Here is a 17,508-nt window from a genome sequence, read left to right as displayed (position 1 = left end):
GGCGGTGCGGTATGACTGACTCGACATCCGACCGACGAAGGGATGCGCTCATGGGCGAGCGAGTTGCAATAGTGTCCGGCGCCGCACGAGGGATCGGTGCGGCGATCGCCGAGCGATTGGCCGCGGACGGGCTCCGGGTCGGCGTGCTCGACCTCGACGCGGCCGCCTGCGCGGGCACCGTCGGCGCGATCACCGAGGCGGGCGGCCAGGCCGTCGCACTCGGCGCCGACGTGTCGGACGAGGAGTCGGTGGCCGCCGCCGTCCGGCAGCTGGAAACCGAACTGGGCGCGCCGACCGTCGTGGTGAACAACGCGGGCATCCTGCGCGACAACCTGCTGTTCAAGATGACCGTCGAGGACTGGGACGCGGTGCTGAACGTGCACCTGCGCGGAGCGTTCCTGCTCACCCGCGCGGTGCAGAAGTACATGGTGGAGCAGAAGTGGGGACGGGTGGTCAACTTGTCCAGCACCTCGGCGCTCGGCAATCGCGGCCAGGCCAACTACTCGGCGGCCAAGGCGGGCATGCAAGGCTTCACCAAGACCCTGGCGTTCGAACTGGGCAAGTTCGGCGTCACGGCCAACGCCATCGCCCCCGGCTTCATCGTCACCGACATGACCGCCGCCACCGCCGACCGCGTCGGCGTCTCGTTCGAGGACTTCCAGAAAGCGGCCGCCGCGCAGATTCCGGTGCAGCGCGTCGGCACTCCCGAGGACATCGCGCATACCGCCTCGTTCCTGGTGAGCGAGGGCGCGGGTTTCGTCTCCGGCCAGGTGATCTACGTGGCGGGCGGTCCGACCGACTGACGCCGCCGCCCCGCCCGTCGTGCGGCGGCGGTAACGTCGCAGCACATGAACCGGCGTGCGGCTCGTCGTACCGTGACGAGCTATGTTCTTCTGCTGCCGAGCCTGATCGGTGTCGGAGTGTTCCTGGTGCTGCCGATCCTGGTGGTGGCATGGCTCAGTCTGCACAGCTGGAACCTGTTGGGTCCCATGCGATTCGTGGGACTGGGCAACTGGCGCTCGGTACTGGGTGACGCCGCGTTCGGCCATGCCCTGCTGGTGACGCTGGCATTGACCGCGATCGTGGTCCCCGCGCAGACCGTGCTGGGCTTCACGGTCGCCGCTCTGCTGGCGAGGCGGCGCGGTGCGACGAGTCTGCGGGTGCTGTACGCGCTGCCGTGGATGTGCGCGCCGGTGGCGGTGGGCGTGGTGTGGCAGTGGATGTTCGCGCCCACCGGGGGCGCCGTCAACGCCGTGCTCGGCCGGCGCGTCGAATGGCTGTCGGATCCGGCGCTGGCGCTGCCGTCGGTGGCCGCGGTGAGCGTGTGGGCGAACTTCGGGTACGTGGCGCTGTTCTTCGTGGCCGGGATCCGCGCGATACCGAGTGAGATCCTCGACGCGGGAGCGCTGGACGGGGCGACCGGCTGGCGCCGGATCCGCTGGCTGATCCTGCCGCTGCTGCGTCCGACCATGTTCTTCGTGCTCGTCACGGGCGTGCTCACCGCGTTCCAGACCTTCGACACCGTGTACGCGCTGACCAAGGGCGGGCCGGGTGATCGCACGGACGTGGTCGCGATGCGGATCTTCGCCGAGGCGTTCGACGCGGCTCGGCCGGGGCGCGCCGCCGTTATGGCGCTCGTGGTGTTCGCGGTGATGTTCGCGATCACCGTGGCGCAGCACCGCTACTTCCGGGATCGGACCACCTATGAGCTCTGAACGTCTGCGTTCGGCGGCGGCCTACGCGGTGGTCTCGGCCGGAGCGCTGCTGACCGTCGTGCCGCTGCTGCTCAGCGCGGTCACCGCAGTGAAGACGCCCGACCAGTTCGCCGCCGGATCGCCGCTGGCCCTGCCGAATCCGGCCACCACGGACAACTTCCGGACCGTCCTGGACTACGGGTTCGGGCGGGCGGTGCTGGTGACCGCGCTGATGACGGTCTTCGTCACCGGCGGCCAGTTGGTCACCTCGGTGGCGGCGGCGTATGCGTTCGCCCGCACCGAGTTCCCGGGCCGCGATGCGCTGTTCTGGGTGTATCTGGCCACCATGATGGTGCCGCCCATCGTGACGTTGATCCCGCTGTATCTGATGTTCGCGCAACTGGAGCTGCTCAACACCTTCTGGGCACTGGTACTGCCGTTCGTGTTCGGCTCGCCGTACGCGATCTTCTTGCTGCGCCAGTACTTTCGCGCTATTCCACAGGAGCTGATCGGTGCGGCGCGGCTCGACGGCGCGAACACCCTCGACATCATCGTGCACGTGATGGTACCGATGAGCAGGCCGGTGCTGGCGACGCTGACGCTCATCACGATCGTCTCGCAGTGGAACAACTTCATGTGGCCGCTGGTCGCCAGCAGTGGGCGCTCGTGGCAGGTGCTCACCGTGGCCACGGCGAATCTGCAAACCCGGTACAACGCGCAGTGGACCCTGGTGATGGCGGCCACGACGCTGGCCATCGCGCCGCTGGTGGTGCTGTTCGTGGTCTTCCAGCGGCAGGTGCTGCGCTCGATCGCGTGGACGGGAGTCAAATGAGAACCTCGACCCGCGTTCTGCTCGCGCTCGCGCTCGCCGCGGCGCTGCTGGTGGGCGCCGTCTTGTGGCTGGGCCGCGGCGGTGACGGTGGCGGCCGCACCGTGGTGGGGTTGCGGATCTGGGACGAGAGCTTCGTGCCCCGCTACCGTGCCTCGCTCGCGGAGTTCGAGCGGGCGAATCCCGACCTCGACGTGCGGATCACGGTGGTGCCGTGGTCGTCCTATCAGCAGAAGCTGCGTTTGGACGTGGCGGGCGGGACCGCCGACGACCTGTTCTGGACCAACCTGTACGAGGACTACGCCGATGCCGGGCGGTTGCTCGACATCGGGGCGGCGCTCGGTCCGGAGGCCGCGCGGTCCTGGGACCCGTCGTCGGTAGCGCAGTACACGCGTGACGAAAGGCTCTGGGCGGTACCGCAATTCGTCGACGCGGGCACGGCGGTGTACTACAACCGGGAATTGCTCGCGGCCGCGCACGTGGATCCCGCCGAGCTGGCCGCGCTGCGATGGAGCCCGAACGGCGACGACGGCTTACGCCCGCTGCTGCACAGGCTGGCGGCGGTCACCGCGTGGGCGTACAACGCGGGCCACGACTTCCAGTCCATCGAGCTGCCGTATCTGGGCTCGGCGGGAGCGCGATTCCAGGACGACCACGACCGCTTCGTCTTCGACAGCCCGCAGGGCGTCGCGGCGTTCGATTATCTGGTGCGGTTGATCGCCGATGGGCTCACGCCCTCGCCCGCGGACACCAATACCAATCCCGACTTCGCGAAGAATGCCTTCCTGCAAGGAAAACTCGCGCTGTTGCAGTCGGGCACGTTCAATCTCACGCAAATCTCCGAGCAGGCCCGGTTCCCGTGGGGCGTCGCGCTCCTGCCCGAGGGCCCGGACGGACGGGTGAGCACGAACAACGCGATCGGCGTCGCCGCGAGCGCCGCCACCCGGCATCCGGACGCGGTGCGCCGGGTCCTGGCCTGGCTCGGCAGCGGCGCGGGCAATCGCTACCTGGCCGAGGACGGCGCCGCCATTCCGGCCGTCGTCTCCGAACAGCAGCGCTATCGCGACTATTGGGGCGGGAAGGGAGTAGACGTCGCCCCCTTCTTCGACGTGCTGCGCGGCCCGCGCATCTCCCCCGGTGGCGGGCCGGGCTTCCCCGCAGCGCTCCGAGCGGTCGAACCGATCTTCGCCGAAATGTATCTCGGCCGGATACCGGTGCCGGAAGCGCTGTCGCGCGCGCGCTCCGCAGCCGAGTCGGCCGCCGCCCAGAACTGAGCGAGGATGCGGCGCGACGATCAGTGGGACCAGTCCACCCACTGCCGCTGGGCGGTGAACAGCACGGATGTCGAATGGCGATATCCCAGGGTGTGCAGACGCCGTTGGATCTGCGCGCGCACCTCGTCGAAGAAGTCGACGTCGCGCCGTGGCGTGCTCGGACCGACGACGAAGGCCAGTTCGACATCGAGCCTGCTCCCGACTTTGGAGGCCCGCACGAAGAATTCGTCGAATCCGTGCGCCGCGCGAAGCTCTTCACCGACCTCCGCGACAGCCGAGCCGACCGGCTCCGCGGCGGCCATCGTCAGGATCTCCCGGAGCGCGGCCCGGAACAGTCCGACCGGAACCCACAGGTAGATCACCGACACCACGATCACCAGGCTCGGGTCAACGAACCGCGCGGCGTAGTCGTGGCCGGTCGCGTTCAGGATCACAGCGATCAGGAATCCGCCCAGGGTGACCAGGCTCAGCGCCGCATCGCCTACCCATTCCGCCGCTTCCGCGCGCACCAGGCCCGTATCGGAGCGAGCGGCCCGCAGCAGCACCACCGCGACGGCGATGCCGCCCAGCGACGCGATCGCCGCATAGGTGAGCGCCGAACCGGCCGACACCGCGCGGCCACCGTGCACGATCTCCCGCACGGCGTTCACCGATCCGTACAGGCACAGCCCGCCGAGCGCGGTCGACTTCACGACGATCGCGACCGGCTCCCACGTCTCCCGGCCCCACGGATAGATCGAGTCGGCACCCTTCGCGGCGGTTCGGTGCGCCATGATGGCCAGGGCCGAGAGCCCGATGCTGACCAGCGAATAGAGCCCGTCGAAGACGATCATCTGCGAGCCCGCCGCGATTCCCCACACCAGGGACAGTACGACGAAGCACACCGAGGCCCACAGCGAGAAGAGAAGCGCGCGCACGGCCGGACTACGTCTCGGTGCCGCGACCGCGGTCCGCGGTGCGCGCCAGCCCTTTTCGGTCGTAGAAGATCGTCACCGCCGCACCGAAGCACAGGCCGATGACGAGTCCGAGCAACGCCATCCAGATGCCGCGTTCCAGGCCCGCCGCGCCCCTGGCTTCGAAATAGAGGATGGCACGGATGCCGAGGAAGACCTGGTGCATCGGCTCGAAGGTGGACAGCCAGGCGAAGTACGTGGGTGTCGCTTCGATCGGCACCGTTCCGCCGGCCGAGGGCAGCCCGAGGACGATGAACAGGATCAGGTTCACCAGCATGCCCACGGCGCCGAACGCGGCCAGTATCGACAGCGCGGTGACGCCGACGGCGAGGATGGCGAACGTGCTGTAGAGGAACAACAGCAGGGCCCGGTCGATGGGCATGTCCAACGCCGTCGCGACCGCCAGGAACACGGCGGACACGATCGGCGCGACGACGGCGAGAACGCCCCATTTGAGCAGCAGCGTCCGCACCCGGGAGATCGGGGTGGGCGGGTAGTGCACGTACCACGGCCCGTACTCGGTGGGGGTGAATCCGAGCGAGGCGTCCACCATGGTGTGGATGATCATGGCGCCGGTGAATCCGGCCAGCAGGATCAGCAGGGTGTAGAAGAAGGCCGACAGCCCGCCGCCGGTGCCTTCGGGCAGCGGCCGGTACGGCGCGATCACCACGTCGATGGGATCGGCCAGCAGCAACTGACTGGCGCCGGACAGCGGCGGCGGGGCCGTACCGGAGGACCGGAGCTGGGCGTCGACGGTGTCGGTGAGCTGCTTCCCGACGGAGGCGTCGACCTTCTCCAGCGCCTGTTCGGCGATCCGAAGCGTGATCTGCGTGGCATAGGTTCCGGTGCGCGGGTTAGTTTCGATGGTGATCACCGGCCGCTCGACCTTCCCGGACACCACGCTCGCGGCGCCGAGGATAGCGAGCCGCTTCGTGAAATCGCTCGGGATGACGATCGCGCCGTAGATCTTGCCGTCACGCAACAGTCGCTGCGCTTCGGGGACGCCGAGAACGCGCAGGTCGACTTTGTCGGCCGGGACGTTCGCGGTGAGCGCTTCGGTGATCTGGTCGCCGACATTGGCCGGCTGTCCGCCCAGCGTGTCACCGACGTCCTGATTCACGACAGCCAGTGGCAGGTCGTGCAGATTCTTCTCGGGGTTGACGACGTAACCCAGGTACATCACCGACAGCAACGCCATGAGCAGGGTGACGACCACGACGGGTCGGGTCCAGGTACGAACACGCGTGGGCTTGCCTGCCATGGGGACCGGCTCCTCTCGGTGACTGCTCGACGGTGACGCGGACGCGTTCGGCGAACTCTGAGCTATCTTTGCTGCTGCGCGGCCGTCAGGGGCGGGATCGCGGTTGGCGAGTTCCGCTGGAAGACAAGGCCGCGGCCGCTGGTGGATCGGAACCAGCCGGTCAGGCGCCGACCGCTGCGGCCAGCCTGGGAAGCTGTCGCAGCGGGTTGATCCGTTCGACCTCCATCCGCTGTTCGGCGTCGAAGATGTCGCCTAGCCCGGGAGCCGGATCGTGCGTGCCGGTCTGCGGGAGGGTGAGCGCGCTGAACGGCCAGTCGGAACCGAAGACGACGTGCTCGCGCGTGCTGACGGCCAGCACACTCGCCATCGCCGCGACCGAGCCGCTCAGCGCGGTGTCGTAGTAGAAATTCGCGATCTGGCGTTGCGTGTCGAGTATCGACGGCCGGGGCAGATCATCGGGCCAGAGCTCGCCGAGCACCGTTTGCGAGGCCACGCTGACGCGGTGGGACACGAAGGGCAGGGTGCCGCCCGCGTGGGCCAGCTGGAAGCGGATGTTCGGGTAGCGCTGCGTCGAGCCGGTGGCCATCATGAAGGTCGCCGCGCGGGTGGTGTCGAAGGTGAATTCCTCCAGGAAGTCCGGCAGCGGCAGCTGCGGTTTGGCGTCGGCGGGGATGGCGGCCGGGTGCACGAAGACGTAGGCGTTGCGCTGATTCAGCGCGATCATCAGGGGCTCGAAACGCGGATCGCCGAGGTAGACCCCGTCGTAGGCGGACAGCAGGACCACACCGTCGAGGTGCAGTTCGTCCAGCGCGTAGACAGCCTCCGCGATGGAAGCGGGAATATCGGGCATCGGCAGCACCGCGAAGGCGCCGAATCGTTGGGCGTGCGTCCTGAACAGCCCTGCGGCATAGGTGTTGCAGTAGCGGGCCATGTCGATGGCTTCCTTACCGCGCAGGAACGACACGCCGGGGTCGGACACCGACAATGCCTGCGCTTGGATCCCGTAGTAGTCCATGAACGCCAGTGCCTGTTCCGGCGACCACTCCGGCGTCGGGTATCCCCCGATGGTGGCGTGACCATGGTCGAGTAGCGCCGCGCGGTAGTCCGGCGGGAGGAAGTGCGCGTGCAGGTCGATCCGGTAGGCGCCCGAGGGCGCGGGCTGCCGGGTGCGCACCGGGGTCGCCCGAGCGACCGCCGCCGTCGCGGCGAGGCCGAGCGTTCCGGCGAAGACGCCGCCCAGGGCACGACGCCTGTTCATTTTGCTGCGGGATCGGAAATCGGTCATCAAAGTCCTCACGCTGCCACGATTGTCGATGAAATCATCAGTTACGATGAAACCATCGTCAAGAGGAAATGACGAAATAGTCAGGGCCGGGGTTGGGGTACCCAGCTACCGCCCGTCAGCACAAGGCAGCGCCCGGGGCGGCTGGTCGACTACGAGATCGGCCGATTACGCCGAGAAACCGGCCGCCGCTCAGTTGTCGTACGATGCGACGCCGACCGGGCCGACACCGATGCAGAGATCGAGACCTGTTGTCTCGGAAGCGATTCGAAGTGCCGAACCGCTGCCTACGACGCGAACGAACACGGTGTTGGGCCCCTTGCGGACCGGCGCCGACACGGTCTCACCTTGTTCCATGGCAACGCTTATCCGACCATCGCGACTGGCGAGGTAGTTGAGCTGTGCCGTCCATTTGTTCCCGAGCATCGGGCCATCGAGGGGCAGGCGGGCCGGAGTGCTGCCCTGTATCCGGTGCCCACAGCCGGGCTCCGGTCCGGGGAGGATGATCCGGTTCCACCAGACCGCCGCTTCGACGATTTGCCCCTCGTCGGTGATCATGCGCAGGTGAGGTGTCGAGTCTCCGAACGTGCCGGGAGCGGCCACGGGTGCCAGCGCGTTTCTGGTGAGATTCTGGGGATACGCCAAAGGATTCAAGACATTCCATGGCACCTCCTGCTCGAGCAGGGGAGCGCCGTCCCACGCGCGCAGCGCCGATTTCACGTTCGTGACATAGGTTTCGGTGGGACCGACACGCCACGATTGCACGAACGTCCGCGTGGACCACAAACTGCTCACCAGGAAAGCCACCGTTACCGCGACCGTCACAGGCCGGCCGGGAAGCGCCGCGAGCATCGGGCCACGCGACGGCCGGGGGCGGGCACGCAGCATCAGCGCACCCGCGGCGGCCACCACCACGGCCATGTCGGCGAAGTAGCGCAGCGACTGCATGAGCTCGCCCGCGGTGTTCGGCCCGCCCCGCGCCAGTGCCACGGCCAGCTGCGCGATCAGGACATAGGCCGCGGCCGTCAGCCAGACCGCCCCGATCCGCTGCCGGGCGCGCATCGACAGCGCCACCACCAGGGCCAGTGCGATCCAGGCCGCCACCACCGCCCATCCCGGGGGGTCGGCCCATGGCGTCGACGGCAACCACCGCTCCCACACCCAGGGCCCGCCGAACAAAGCGGGCACGATCCCCAGCGAAGCCGCGCCGGGCAGCAGGTCGCGCAGTTCGTCCGCACTGCTCGGCAGGGCGGGATCGTCGACGACCACGAGATATCCGATCGACCAGCAGGCCAGCACCGCGCCCGAACCGATCCACAGGGCCGCGCCCCGCCGCGCCACCACTCGGATCGCGGCCGCGCTGCCGTCGACGTGGCAGACCAGCGCCGTGACGGCGAAGGCGACGAACGGCACGATCGCCGACTTCTCGAAGAACAGCAGCGCCACCGCGAGCACCGCTACCCCGGACAGCGCGTATCGGCGCTTGCCGGTCCGCACCAGCAGCACCGCGTCACCGATCACCCAGGCGAGGGCGAACTGCAGCGGCAGTGCGTTCAGAGCGGCGGCCCACCAGGCGAACGCCGGAATCGTCAAGGGGCAGAACAGGTAGAAGACCAGTGGGGGCAGGATCGACCAGCGTGGGCCCACCAGCAACAGCAGCATCCGCACCACCGCCACCGACGCGCCGAGCTGCATGACCAGCAGCACCACCACCGGACCGGCCCAGGTCAGCGGGGCCACGGCGGTCACCGCCCAGGCCGTGACGAAGGCCAGCGGCATGAAGTGTCCGTCGTGGTCGTACAGCAGCAGGTCGGTGGACCACAGACCGAATCGAGCCGCTCGGCCGACCAGGATGAAATCGTCCCAGTAGAAGTACCCGCTGCCCGCTACCCACCACCGAATCGCCAGCTGCACCACGACCACGCAGCAGGCGGCGACGACTACCGGCTGCGCGTTCGCGATCCTCCGCAACCGGTCCCGCGCCGACGCCCCGGACCGCGGGGCGCGTGCGGACTCCGGAAGGGTGAGCACAGCAGTGTCCATGTCATCCCACCGTAGCGTCGGTCGGGCCGGGAATTCGTCCCTTCGCGACTACGGGCAATGTCCGCTACCGCCAATACGGCGGGGAGCTCGACGGCTGGATCTCCTCGACGTCCAATGACGCGTCGGCCCGCAATTCCTCGATCAGCGCGGCGGTGCCCGCGATGCCGGTCCACGGCAGGTCGATCTCGGTCGCGACGAACCACGCCCGGTCGGCCGGCCAGATCAAATTCGGGCTGTTGATCTGCCGTGACCACCCCGGCAGCAGGTCCGCGGCGCCCCACTGCCCCGCCTCGCTGAGCGGCCCGCGAAACAGCAAGTAGTCCCGGGCGGGAATCCGCAGCCGCGCGCCATCGATCACTTCCGGCGGGAAGGCAGGCGCGACAGTGGGCGCTGCCGCGAGATCCGTGGACTCCTCCACGCTGAACGCCACGATGACCGACGAGCCGCCGTAGATGTCGCCGAAGCCGTCCCAGAGTCCGAAGTAGCAGTCGTCGGGCGTCTCGGTGTGCCCGGCGAGAATGCCCGACAGCTGCTTCAGCACCGCTGAGTCGAGGTCGCCCGCGCGATCTTGCAGGGTGCCGGTGTCAGACGGATCGTCGCCGGGGTCGGCAGGATGGAACAGCCGGGCGTACCGCGCGAACCCGCTCGGTCCCATGGAGCACAGTTGCGTCCAGGGATCGCGACGCTCGGTGAACCAATCGGCCTTGGAGACGTCCGGCTCGTGTCGCAGCGCCATCCCGCCAACTTAGCCTGCCACGGAACGATTTCCCGTGGGCGCGAACACCGTGGCGGGCCCGGTGTGCCGGGAGAGACCCGAGTCAGTGACCGACGGCACCGCTCACCTCGTTCGGTGTGCCCGGCAGGGTGACGGTCGCCGTCTTCGCTCCGCTCGCCAGCTCGATGCGGTGGATCTGCTTGGTGGCGGGGTCGGACACGTAGGCGGTGCCGCCGCGGACGAACAGCGCGGGTCGCGGCTTCTGCCATTCCAGCGGCTCCTGCCAGGAGCCGATGACCGGGATCGTGCGGACGACCGCCCCCGCGACGGGATCGATCACGTGGATGCGGCCGTCGGTGCCGAGGACGAGGGCTTCGCCCTGCGGGCCACGGGCCAGCGAGCGGAAGGTGTAGCTGGTGCCCAGGTCGACCAGTCGCAATGTGCCGGTGACCGTGTCGATCAGCGAGACCTGCTGTGGGCGTTCGAGTTCGGCGTCCTCGTCCTGCTTGTAGTCACCGAGGACGACAGGCGAGGCGTCGCTGCCTGCCTGGTTGCCGATCCGGCCGTACGCGGTCGGACTGGTCACCTTGGTGATCCTGCCGTCGCGGTAGACGAGCACGCCGTTCTGGCACCCGATCACGACGGCCTCGCCCGCGGCGGTCGCCTCACCGTGCACGCCGGGGCAGTCCTCGTTGCGCGCCTTCTCGGTGCGGTTGCGGTCCAGCACCACGATTCCGGTGCGCTTGTCCGCGGTGCCGAGCGTGACCACGAGGTCGCCGTTGGTCAGTTCGATCGCGACGCCGTGGTGCGCGGCGGCCGCGCGGTAGGTCGACGTCTTCGGCTTGCCGTCGGCGAGATCGGCGGTGTCGAACGCGAGGACTTCGCCGGTGCCGTCGCTGAACAGGACGGTGCGCCCGGCATGGCGCACCACGTGTCCCGGCTCGGGGCCGGGGAAGTCGGTGCCGGTGAATTCGGCTGCGGTGGCGTCGAAGACGCGGAAGCCCTCTTTGGTCGAGACGATCAGGTGCCGGTCGTCGCCCGCGGGGTTGAGCCGGTTGAAGCCGTCCAGACCGACCGTCTCGGCGAGGTCGAGGGTGGCGCCGTCCAGCACGTAGATTCCGCCGTCGTGGGTGACTGCGACGGGGTCGGCGATCCGTTCGCGCCGGGTGTCCTGCTCCGCGGAGGTGTCGGCGCCGCACCCGGCGACGGTGAGTACTGCGGTCAGCAAGCCGGCCAGGGCAGCCGATTTCGTGGTTCGTGACCGAACAGGCATGGGTGACTCCGTCTTTCGTTCTGCTGATTGGGCGCTAAGGGGCGGCGAGGCCGCGCACGATCGACTCGGTGTTGGCCCGCATCATCTCCAGGTAGGTGCCCGCGCCACCGCCCGGTTCGGTGAGCGATTCCGAGTACAGGGGAATCACCTGGACGTGCACACCGACCTGGTCGGCGAGCACGCGGGTCAATTTGTCGGGTTGCGCGGAATCGGCGAAGATCGCGCCCACCCCGGCGGCGCGGATCGTTCCGGCGAGCGCGGCGAGATCCGACGGGCTCGGTGACGCGAGCGTGGTTCCACCCGGTATCACGGCGCCGACCACCTCGAAACCGAAACGCTGTGCCAGATAACCGAAGACGTGATGGTTGGTGACCAACTTGCGCCGCTCGGCCGGGATCGTCGCGAACCGCTCGGTCATCCAGCGGTCGAGCCGATCGAGTTCGGCCAGGTAGTCCTCGGCCCGGGCTCGGATGGCCGCGGCGTCGACGCCGTCGACGTGCTCGATCACCCGGTCGCGGATGACCTCCACCGCTCTGCGCACACGGCGCGGATCGGTCCAGAAGTGCGGATCGGGCTTCCCGTTCGCGTCCTGCGCCGAGTAGCTGATCGGATCGATCGCCGCACCGACGGATACGCCGGCCACTCCGGACGCCTCGGCCGCCTCGACGTTGTGGAGCACGCTCTGCTCGAGGCCGAGGCCGTTGTAGACGATCAGGCTCGCGCGTTCGAGCTGGGCCGCCTGCTGAGCGGAGATCGCGAAGAAGTGCGGATCCGCGTCCGCCGGCATGAGGACGGTGACCTCGACCGTGTCACCGGTGACGGCGCGGGTGAGATCACCGAGAATGTTGGTGGTGACGATGATTCCGGCGCGGTCCGCGCCGGAGGTCGAGCATGCGGTCAGTGCGAGCAGCGCGGCACCGATCAGCGCGCACAGACGAGCGGCGAGTCTCATCGGCCCGTCTCCACCATGGCGGCCGGGGTGATGTCGAGGGTGAACGTTCGTGCGACGCGCAAGTTGTCCGTGTAGTCGATCTCGTGGATCAGCCGAGCCACGGGGTCGTTGATGTAGGCGCGGTGTTCGTCGACCAGGATCACCGGCGCGGGCGCGCCGTCGAGCACCGGCGCGACGAGCGGCCGCGCTGCGGCGGACTCGTGGCCGGACGCGGCGTCGTAGCTGTGCAGGAGACCGTCCGCGGTGAGGGTCAGCAGCGCGGAGCCCTCTCCCGCCGTGTTCGCCGCGATCACCGGGCCGGTGTCCACCGGCGTCCAGGTCTTGCGCCGGGCATCGAGCACCCAGACGCCGCGCCGACCTGCCTTCGCCGCCAGCGTCGTGCTGCCGGGGCGGTGGAAGAATTCGGTCGCGCGGTCGGACTCGGCGGTTCCGGGTGGATAGGGGATCTTCTCGCCGGTGAACACCGCGTCGCGTGCCGTCACCACCAAGGCTCCGTCGGCGCAACCGAAGACGACGCCACGTCGGGTCACCGCCGAGCCGCGCGGATCGGGACACCGCTCGGCGACGACCGCGGCCGGTGCGCCGTCGCGCGTGCGGACTTCGACCTGCGCGCGGGCGGGTACGGCCACGAGCAGGTGCTCGGCGTACGGCACGGCGGCCGCGTCGGCGATCACGTCGTCCCGGCGCAGTGACCCGGCGCCGAGCGCGGACCGGTCCAGCAGCGCGGTGGCGCCCGATTCGAAAGTCACTGCCGTGAGAACGCTGTCGCCGTGCGCGCCCGTCACCGGACCGCCGTCGAACGTGCCCAGCTCACGGGCGGGTGCCCGGTAGTAGTGCACGTGATCGCCGTGGTCGACCGTCCAAGCGCCCGCGTCGACGACCCGCACCCGCCCGCCGGCCGACAAGAACGCGAAGCGCCCGTCGGTGCGCACACGGTCGACGCCCGCCACCCCGCCGAGGTCGGTGACCTTCTCGGTGACGAGATCGATCACCCGCACGGCGCCGGTTGCGTTGTCGGCCACGACGAGACGCGGCTGCGCCTCGTCGGCCTCCTCCGCACCCGCCACGTACCCGTGTGGCGTCGGTGCCGCCGGCGAGCCGGATTCGTCTGTTCCGCAACCGATCAAGGGCGTGATCGCGGCGAGGACCAGCAGTAGTGCCAGCGGTTGCGGAGTCACGCGAAAGGAGCGGACCCGTTCGCGCAGCCAGGCCGTCAGCGCCGAGACGAAGAACAGGCCGACGGCGGTCGCCGCGATGGTCGCCCCCGCGGCGGTGCGCGCGTGCCACGAGATCAGCAGCCCGGCAACGGTGGCCACCGCACCCAGCGCCGCGGCGGTGAGCATGATCGCCGGGATGCGATGCACCCAGTAGACAGCCGCCGCGGGCGGCGCGATGAGCAGACCGAAAACCAGCAGCGTACCGACGATATGGAACGACGCGACGATCGCGAGGGTGACCAGACCGATCAGCGCCACGTTCGCCACGCGCGGCCGCAATCCGAGGGTGTGCGCCTTGCGCGGGTCGAAGGTGAGCGCGACGAACGCCCGATAACCCAGCACGGAGACCACGGCGGCGATGACCGCGGCCGCTGCCAGATACCACAGGTCGCGCTCCCCCACGGCGAGCACGTCACCGAAGAGGAAGCCGGTCAGGTCGACCGCGAACGAGGGCGAACGGGACACGATGATCACGCCCGCCGAGAGCATCCCGACGAACAGCAACCCGATGCCGGTGTCCGCGGCGAACCTGGTGCCTCGGCCGAGCACCGAGACGCCGACCGCCATCGCCGCTGCGCTGAACGCCGCGCCCAGCAACAGGTTGCCGCCGAGCAGCGCGGCGATCGCCACGCCGGGCAGCATGCCGTGCGCCATCGCGTCGCTGAGGAAAGCCATGCCGCGCAGCACCACCCAGGTCCCCGCCAGGGCGCACAAGCACGACACGAGCAGCCCGCCCCACAGCGCCCGCTGCACGAACGACACCTCGAACGGGGCCAACCACTCCATGGAGCAGCACTCTACAATGATAACGGTTTTCATTTCAACGAGGTGATCGGAGCTCGCCATGTCGCCGCCAGCTGTCCATGTCGCCGAGGTGACGGCCGGTTACCGGGGCCATCCGGTCCTGCACGAGGTCACCGCGGCGATCCCAGGCGGACAGGTGACCGCGCTCGTCGGGCCCAACGGATCCGGCAAGTCCACCCTGCTCGGTGTTCTCGCCGGCGTCATCACGCCCACGGCGGGAACCGTTCGCCGGGAGCATCTCCGGCGACCGGCATTCGTCGTGCAGCACAGCGGCGTCCCCGCGACTCTGCCGATCACCGTCCGCGAGACCGTCGCGATGGGACGCTGGGCACATCGCGGAGCATGGCGGCGTCTCACCCGGCAGGATCACGCCGTCGTGCTCGCGTGCCTGGACCGGATGGCGATCGCCGACCTGGCCGACCGCAGGCTCGGCACGCTCTCCGGCGGTCAGCGTCAGCGCGCCCTGCTGGCCCAGGCGCTCGCGCAGGAGTCGGACCTACTCCTGCTCGATGAACCGACCACCGGACTGGACGCGGCCGCGCAGCAGGAGATCACCGACGCCATCCGCAGCGTCGGGGCGCAAGGCGTGACAGTCGTCCACGCCACCCACCGCCACGAAGACGCCCTGCGCGCCGACCACTGCCTGCTGTTGCACGACGGCCGCGTCACCGGCCAGGGTGATCCGCGCACCGTCCTCGGCTACCCCAGCACCGAACCGCAGAAAGCCACGGTCGACTAGCGCGGCACCCCGGGCAGGCCCGCGAAAAGGATCTGAAAGATTTTGGGAGCGTTGAGGATGACCGCGGTGGACGGCGTGAAAGGCGTTCCCTCGTTGGTATCAGTGACTACGTAGTCGGCGTGCTCACCAGGGATCCGGTCGAGGATTCCGGCGCAGCGCGGGCCGCCGGTCGCGTTCACCTTCGGCAGGTCGTCGGGATATTCGTAGGGCTGCGCGCCGTACATGAAACTCGCGTTGAAGATCGCTCCGGGCGCGTTTCCTCCGATGATCGCCTCGGCCGCGGGAAGCGCATTCGCGATGCCGACGACCACGCAGTACAGCACGGGTGAGTACGTGTCGAGCAGCGAACTCGTGGGCCGCAGGGTCTCCAGCACCGCGGTGAGCCCCGGCTCGTTCTCCGTGAGCGCCGACCGGGTCGTGTCGGCCAAGCCGATGAGGTTGAGCAGCACGGCATCCAGGTCCGCGGCACCCTGCGCGACCGTCCCGCCGGTCACGGTGGCGTTGCCTGCCGTGCGCAACAGATCGGGAGCGGTGTCGGCATACAGCCCGGTGACCTGACCGGCCGACGACAGATCCCGCCGCAGCGCGGGCAGGCTCGGATTGATCTGCCGCAGATAGTCGTCGGAACGGGCGAGGAGATCGCCCAGCCGGTCGCCGCGGCCCTGCAGCGCCGTGCCGAGCGCGGCCAGGGTGGCGTTGAGCTCGGCCGGTTCGATCTCGGCCAGGATCTCGCTCATGCGCTGGAACAGCGTGTTGTATTCGACGGTGACCGAGTCCGCGCGGATCGTCGCGCCGGGGCGCATGGGCGTCGGCGAAGGGACGCCGGGCACAACGAAATTCACGTATTTGGCGCCGAATACGGTGGTGGAGCGGATATCGACGGTCGCGTTGGCGGGCACCAGCTCCAGTAGTTCGGGATCGAGCGCCAGACGCAAGCGCGCCCGGTCGGCCCGGGACTCCACCGCGCTGACCCTGCCGATTTCGACGCCCCGCATCCGGACCTTGGCATCGGGATCGAGGACCAGGCCCGAGCGGGGCGCCTCGACGGTGACGGTCACCGTCGAGTGAAACCGTCCGGCATACATCGCGACGGCGACCACGACGACCGCGGTGACGATCAGGATCAGCGCCGCCCCGGCGATCTTCAACCGAAATATCCGCCACGTGACCACCATGGTCTGCCTGCCGAAATTCATCGTCGTGCAATCCGATCAGCGTGGCGGAGTGCGGCGCGCGGCGTCGGGATCGACTCCGGCAAGCGAAGCATCGGCCACGGGGCCGCCGCCGGTCCCGCGCAGCGAGGCGGCGGCGCGACCCGCGACGAGCGGCAGGTCGAGATAGGTCCGTACACCAGGTTCGGCGGCGACGACGTAGGGAATCGAGTTCACGCAGTGCATGGCCGTGGCGACGATGCCGGGGTTGCGGACCAGACCGGCGGCGGCGCTGTGCGCGTGCATGCCGGTGAACGTCACCCTCGCCCCGGGATCACCGACGATCTCCACCTCGTATCGTTCGCCCGCCGGACCGAAGGTCCATGGCGGATCGAGGTTTTCCGCACCCATGAACCAGTTCACCGCAGCCGTGATCACCGGCGTGCCCCGCACGGTTCCCTGCCAGCGGAAGCGTTGCGCGGCGACGCGGCCGGGGGCGATCGGACCGATCGGTGAGTCGATCGGCGCGGTGGCCACCGCCACCTCGTGCGTCACCCGCAACTGGTCGTCGAGTGCGATGCCCAGCGCGTCGGCGATCATCCACACCGACTGGCCGTAGCCGCCCGCGAGGACGTTCGCCATCACACTGGTGGCGGCCTGTTCCGGCGTGGCGCCGAACAGCATCCAGTCCCGGACCACCTCGGGCGCGCCGTAGGTGCGGATGTCGGAGAACTCCTCGGCCCGGACTTCGGTGATCGCGCCCGACAGCGCGGACACCACCAGCGGGATCTTCTCGGTGATACCGCCGGGATGTATTCCCGTGCCGTGCAATGTGACTCCGGCCGCACGGCACAGCTCGTCGTACCGCTGCCGCTCCGCGCGGCGCGGATGGAACCAGCCCAGGGGTGTGACGATGTTCTTGCCGGAGCGCAGGATCGCGCGCACGGTCTCGGTATCGGCCATGAAGGGGCTGTAGAGCACGCAGTCGGCCTGCATGGCCAGCAGGCGGTCGGCGTCGGTCGTCGCGCGCACTCCGATCGGCGGGCGGCCGACGAGTTCACCCAGATCCCTGCCGTCCTTGTCGGCGCTGTGCACCCACGCTCCGGCCAGTTCCAGCTCGGGATGGTCGAGAATGCCCTCGATGGCGGCTCGGCCGACCCCGCCGGTCGCCCATTGGATCACCCGGATCACGTCAGTCCACCTTGTGGTCGGGTCCCCGGCCGGTGACGTACTGCTTGGCCCACCGGTAGTCGGGTTTGCCGCTCGGCGCCCGCACGACGGCGTCCGCGATCCAGATCTGCTTGGGCACTTTGTATCCGGC

15 protein-coding genes are annotated in these 17,508 nt (G+C 69.1%); 5 read left to right on the top strand and 10 right to left on the bottom strand.

The features are described 5' to 3' along the window. Positions 1 to 50 precede the first annotated feature (50 nt). The 4 genes from fabG to ON19_RS35170 are packed head-to-tail and all read left to right on the top strand — an operon-like array spanning position 51 to position 3,797. A complete protein-coding gene (fabG, locus tag ON19_RS35185) occupies positions 51 to 803 on the top strand; it encodes a 3-oxoacyl-ACP reductase FabG (RefSeq protein WP_043703070.1) in 753 nt (250 codons plus the stop codon). Positions 804 to 848: 45 nt separating this feature from the next. Then, positions 849 to 1,715, top strand: coding sequence for a carbohydrate ABC transporter permease (locus ON19_RS35180; protein ID WP_043703069.1), 867 nt, complete (start codon positions 849 to 851; stop codon positions 1,713 to 1,715). Then, a complete protein-coding gene (locus ON19_RS35175) occupies positions 1,705 to 2,526 on the top strand; it encodes a carbohydrate ABC transporter permease (RefSeq protein ID WP_043703067.1) in 822 nt (273 codons plus the stop codon). Before ON19_RS35180 ends, ON19_RS35175 begins: the two co-directional genes overlap by 11 nt. Continuing rightward, positions 2,523 to 3,797, top strand: coding sequence for an ABC transporter substrate-binding protein (locus ON19_RS35170; protein WP_043703064.1), 1,275 nt, complete (start codon positions 2,523 to 2,525; stop codon positions 3,795 to 3,797). Before ON19_RS35175 ends, ON19_RS35170 begins: the two co-directional genes overlap by 4 nt. 20 nt (positions 3,798 to 3,817) lie before the next feature. On the opposite strand, the gene ON19_RS35165 is transcribed toward ON19_RS35170, so the two are convergent. The 8 genes from ON19_RS35165 to aztB form a co-directional block, all read right to left on the bottom strand. Beyond that, the gene (locus tag ON19_RS35165; protein WP_043703062.1) at positions 3,818 to 4,714 is read right to left on the bottom strand and encodes a cation diffusion facilitator family transporter; all 897 of its coding nucleotides are present in this window, start codon (positions 4,712 to 4,714) and stop codon (positions 3,818 to 3,820) included. 7 nt (positions 4,715 to 4,721) lie between these two features. Beyond that, a complete protein-coding gene (locus ON19_RS35160) occupies positions 4,722 to 6,011 on the bottom strand; it encodes a YhgE/Pip domain-containing protein (RefSeq protein ID WP_043703059.1) in 1,290 nt (429 codons plus the stop codon). A gap of 160 nt (positions 6,012 to 6,171) precedes the next feature. Next, complete coding sequence (locus ON19_RS35155) at positions 6,172 to 7,296, bottom strand: amidohydrolase family protein (protein WP_051169630.1); 1,125 nt, start codon at positions 7,294 to 7,296, stop codon at positions 6,172 to 6,174. Between the two features lie 189 nt (positions 7,297 to 7,485). Beyond that, positions 7,486 to 9,336, bottom strand: a complete 1,851-nt coding sequence (locus ON19_RS35150) for a hypothetical protein (protein ID WP_051169629.1) — start codon at positions 9,334 to 9,336, stop codon at positions 7,486 to 7,488. Between the two features lie 64 nt (positions 9,337 to 9,400). After that, on the bottom strand, positions 9,401 to 10,072 hold the full coding sequence (locus ON19_RS35145; RefSeq protein WP_051169628.1) for a hypothetical protein: 672 nt from the start codon (positions 10,070 to 10,072) through the stop codon (positions 9,401 to 9,403). Between the two features lie 82 nt (positions 10,073 to 10,154). Then, the gene (gene aztD / locus ON19_RS35140; protein WP_051169627.1) at positions 10,155 to 11,324 is read right to left on the bottom strand and encodes a zinc metallochaperone AztD; all 1,170 of its coding nucleotides are present in this window, start codon (positions 11,322 to 11,324) and stop codon (positions 10,155 to 10,157) included. Positions 11,325 to 11,358: 34 nt separating this feature from the next. Beyond that, a complete protein-coding gene (gene aztC / locus ON19_RS35135; RefSeq protein WP_043703057.1) occupies positions 11,359 to 12,276 on the bottom strand; it encodes a zinc ABC transporter substrate-binding protein AztC in 918 nt (305 codons plus the stop codon). After that, positions 12,273 to 14,279: a zinc ABC transporter permease AztB gene (gene aztB / locus ON19_RS35130; RefSeq protein ID WP_043703055.1), complete on the bottom strand. Its 2,007-nt coding sequence runs from the start codon at positions 14,277 to 14,279 to the stop codon at positions 12,273 to 12,275. Before aztB ends, aztC begins: the two co-directional genes overlap by 4 nt. 58 nt (positions 14,280 to 14,337) lie before the next feature. Between aztB and aztA the strand changes: the two genes are divergently transcribed. Continuing rightward, positions 14,338 to 15,036 carry a zinc ABC transporter ATP-binding protein AztA gene (gene aztA / locus ON19_RS35125; RefSeq protein ID WP_051169626.1) on the top strand — a complete coding sequence of 233 codons (699 nt, stop codon included), beginning with the start codon at positions 14,338 to 14,340 and terminating at the stop codon, positions 15,034 to 15,036. Here aztA and ON19_RS35120 read toward each other — a convergent pair. Together ON19_RS35120 and ON19_RS35115 are read right to left on the bottom strand one after the other, a co-directional pair. Next, the gene (locus tag ON19_RS35120) at positions 15,033 to 16,232 is read right to left on the bottom strand and encodes an MCE family protein (protein WP_227954901.1); all 1,200 of its coding nucleotides are present in this window, start codon (positions 16,230 to 16,232) and stop codon (positions 15,033 to 15,035) included. The genes aztA and ON19_RS35120 overlap by 4 nt on opposite strands. A 15-nt stretch (positions 16,233 to 16,247) precedes the next feature. Further along, positions 16,248 to 17,378 (bottom strand): NAD(P)H-dependent amine dehydrogenase family protein, encoded by a 1,131-nt coding sequence (locus tag ON19_RS35115; protein WP_083899859.1) that lies wholly within the window; start codon positions 17,376 to 17,378, stop codon positions 16,248 to 16,250. Positions 17,379 to 17,508: the final 130 nt, after the last annotated feature.

It is taken from the genome of Nocardia abscessus NBRC 100374, assembly GCF_000308455.1.
GTDB lineage: Bacteria > Actinomycetota > Actinomycetes > Mycobacteriales > Mycobacteriaceae > Nocardia > Nocardia abscessus.
Note: the sequence above shows the minus strand (reverse complement) of the source record. Positions and strands in the feature narration are given on the sequence as shown.